Origin of the sequence: Segeticoccus rhizosphaerae (genome assembly GCF_009192725.1) — a bacterium.
In the GTDB taxonomy this organism is placed as follows: Bacteria; Actinomycetota; Actinomycetes; order Actinomycetales; family Dermatophilaceae; genus Segeticoccus; species Segeticoccus rhizosphaerae.
Genome location: NZ_VOHR01000416.1, coordinates 1 through 2,865 on the forward strand (window position 1 = coordinate 1; position 2,865 = coordinate 2,865).

Annotated in this window: 3 protein-coding genes and 1 tRNA gene; 3 read left to right on the top strand and 1 reads right to left on the bottom strand. The window is 69.8% G+C overall.

What is annotated here, in order from left to right:
- Nucleotides 1-415 (bottom strand): 2'-5' RNA ligase family protein (locus FRW57_RS19910; RefSeq protein WP_152186868.1); only part of this gene is annotated, 415 nt, incomplete at its 3' end.
- Nucleotides 416-458: 43 nt separating this feature from the next.
- Between FRW57_RS19910 and FRW57_RS19915 the strand changes: the two genes are divergently transcribed.
- From FRW57_RS19915 to FRW57_RS19925, 3 genes are all read left to right on the top strand, one after another.
- On the top strand, nt 459-2,207 hold the full coding sequence (locus tag FRW57_RS19915) for a pyruvate dehydrogenase (protein WP_137120928.1): 1,749 nt from the start codon (nt 459-461) through the stop codon (nt 2,205-2,207).
- A gap of 79 nt (nt 2,208-2,286) precedes the next feature.
- Nucleotides 2,287-2,360: transfer RNA gene (locus FRW57_RS19920), tRNA-Ile, on the top strand.
- Between the two features lie 222 nt (nt 2,361-2,582).
- The coding region (locus tag FRW57_RS19925) for a hypothetical protein (protein WP_152186869.1) at nt 2,583-2,865 on the top strand (283 nt) is incomplete at its 3' end.

Genomic DNA, 2,865 nt, shown 5'->3' on the forward strand with positions numbered 1-2,865 from the left:
CCGGCAGCAGCGCCCCCGTCGCGCGGGGCGACAGGGAGCAGTGCGGCACCCAGTCGCCGCGTCGGTAGTGCCGGTGCAGGGTCGCGCCGGTGCCCACGACCGCCTCCGAGACGGCTTCCTGGCGCTGCATGACCTCCGAGGTGACCGCCGGCACGAGGCAGGCCCGGCCCCGGGGAAACGCCACGACGCCGTGGAAGCGCAGCTCGAACGGTCCACCGTCCGGGAGGCGACCCAGGCGGTCTCGGACGGCTTCGAGGTCCCAGTCGAGCAACACGGCATACGAGATGTGCGGATGGTGCCGCCCGTGGGTGTGGCTCGCGAGGCTGCGGATCCCCTGTGCCTCCAGCGCTGCCCAGAGTCGGCGCAGGGCGGACTCACCTCGCCGGTCGAAGAGCAGGCACACCGCCAGTGACATGTCTCCAGCATCGCAGTGCACGGGGCGCATAGGATCCGTGGGCATGGCCAAGGAACTCGCGACCCAGCTCATCGAGCAGCTCCAGCAGGCCGGGGTGAAGCGGATCTACGGCATCGTGGGAGACAGCCTGAACCCGCTGGTGGACGCGGTGCGCAGGACCGGCGGCGCCACCCGGGGAGGCATCGACTGGATCCACGTGCGCCACGAGGAGGCAGCCGCCTTCGCCGCCTCCGCCGAGGCGCAGCTGACCGGGCGGCTCGCAGTGTGCGCCGGATCGTGCGGGCCGGGCAACCTGCACCTGATCAACGGCCTGTATGACGCGAACCGGTCGGGCGCGCCCGTCCTGGCCATCGCCTCGCACATCCCGAGCGCCCAGATCGGCACGGCCTTCTTCCAGGAGACCCACCCCGACCGGATCTTCACCGAGTGCTCGGTCTACTCCGAGCTGGTCAGCACCACGGACCAGGCGCCGCGAGTGATGCACAGTGCGATCCAGCACGCGGTCGGGAGGCGTGGCGTCGCGGTGGTCACGCTGCCGGGCGACATCGCGAGCCTCGAGGCAACCGCCCCGACGCCGCTGCAGACCGACTTCGTGCCGGCGACGGTGACGCCCGCCCCGGAGAGCGTCCAGCGGCTCGCCGACGCGATCAACGACGTGGACAAGGTGGCCATCTTCGTGGGCGCCGGCGCGGAGGGCGCGCACGACGAGGTGGTCGCGCTGGCCGAGCACCTGCAGGCCCCGGTCGGACACTCGTTGCGCGGCAAGGACTTCATCCAGTACGACAACCCCTACGACATCGGGATGACCGGGCTGCTCGGTTACGGCGCGGCGGCCGAGGGCATCGCGGACGCCGAGCTGCTGATCCTGCTCGGCACCGACTTTCCCTATGACCAGTTCCTGCCCGAGACCCGCACTGCCCAGGTCGATCGAGCCGCAGAGCACCTCGGACGCCGGACCGATGTCGATGTGGCCGTCCACGGTGACGTCCTTCCCACCCTCGCGGCCCTGATGCCGTTGGTGAAGCGCAAGAAGAACGGCCGGTTCCTGCGCCAGATGCTGAAGAAGCACGACCGGCTGATGAACAAGTCCGTGGGCGCCTACACCCGCAAGGCCGACCGGATCGTGCCGATCCACCCCGAGTATGCCGCGTCGATCCTCGACGAGGTCGCCGCCGACGACGCGGTGTTCACCGCCGACACCGGCATGTGCAACGTCTGGACGGCGCGCTACATCAACCCGCTGGGCACCCGCCGGCTGATCGGGTCGTTCCTGCACGGATCGATGGCCAACGCGCTGCCGCAGGCCGTGGGCGCGCAACTGACCTATCCCGACCGCCAGGTGATCTCCGTCTCCGGCGACGGAGGGCTGTCCATGCTCATGGGCGAGCTGGTCACCGTGGCCACGCACCGGTTGCCGCTCAACGTGGTGGTGTTCAACAATTCCACGCTCGGCATGGTGAAGCTCGAGATGTTGGTGGACGGTCTGCCCGACTTCGGGGTCGACGTGCCCGACACCAACTACGCGGCCGTGGCCGAGGCCTTGGGCTTCCACGCCGTCCGGGTCGTCAAGCCACGCGACCTCGAGGACGCCTTCCGGGACGCGTTCGCCCACCAGGGTCCCTCGCTGGTCGAGGTGATCACCGATCCGCAGGCGCTGTCGATCCCGCCGAAGATCTCCGGCACGCAGGTGTTCGGCTTCGCGACGGCGATGTCCAAGGTGGTGCTCAACAAGGGCGCCGGCGAAGTCGTGAGCATGGCGCGCAGCAACCTGCGCAACATCCCCCGCCGCTGAGGAGCCGCGCGAGAGTGCGAGGGCCGAGATGTTCTATCGTTGCCCGGTGGCTCGCAGGTCCCCTCTGTCGACGCCTCACGGGGCAGTAGCTCAGTCGGTTAGAGCAGCGGACTCATAATCCGCCGGTCGTCGGTTCAAGCCCGACCTGCCCCACGCAGGACTCGCCTGTCCGTTCGTTCGCGCTTCCTCGGCAGCGGCTGTCGGGCCGCGCTGGCAAACATGGTCGGTTCAGGCAGAGACCTCCCCTTTGGGCCACTTTCGCCAGCGCGGCTCGACGCAGGCACGGGTTCGTGTCGGTTTCGGATCTGACGCGTCGATGTTGCACTCTGGAGGCAGGGGCGCCCAGCCCGTCGACGATCGAGGGAGTAGCCACCGATGTTTCGTTCGCGAGTGTCCGGGCTGCTGATGTCGCTGGCGCTGCTCGCCGGCGTCGTGGCGCTGACGGCGTGGGTGGGCAGCACGACGGTGTTGAACCCCGACCGGGTCACCCACGTGGCCGGCACCATCCTGCAGTCGCCGCAGGGACGCGACGCCCTCACCCGCGAGCTCACCGATCGGCTGGCCGCCGCTGCACCGGAGAGCCAGCGCGCCACCGTCGAGTCCGCGTCGCGCCGGGTGGTCACGGACCCCCGCACCTCGGGAGCGCTCGAGCGACTCG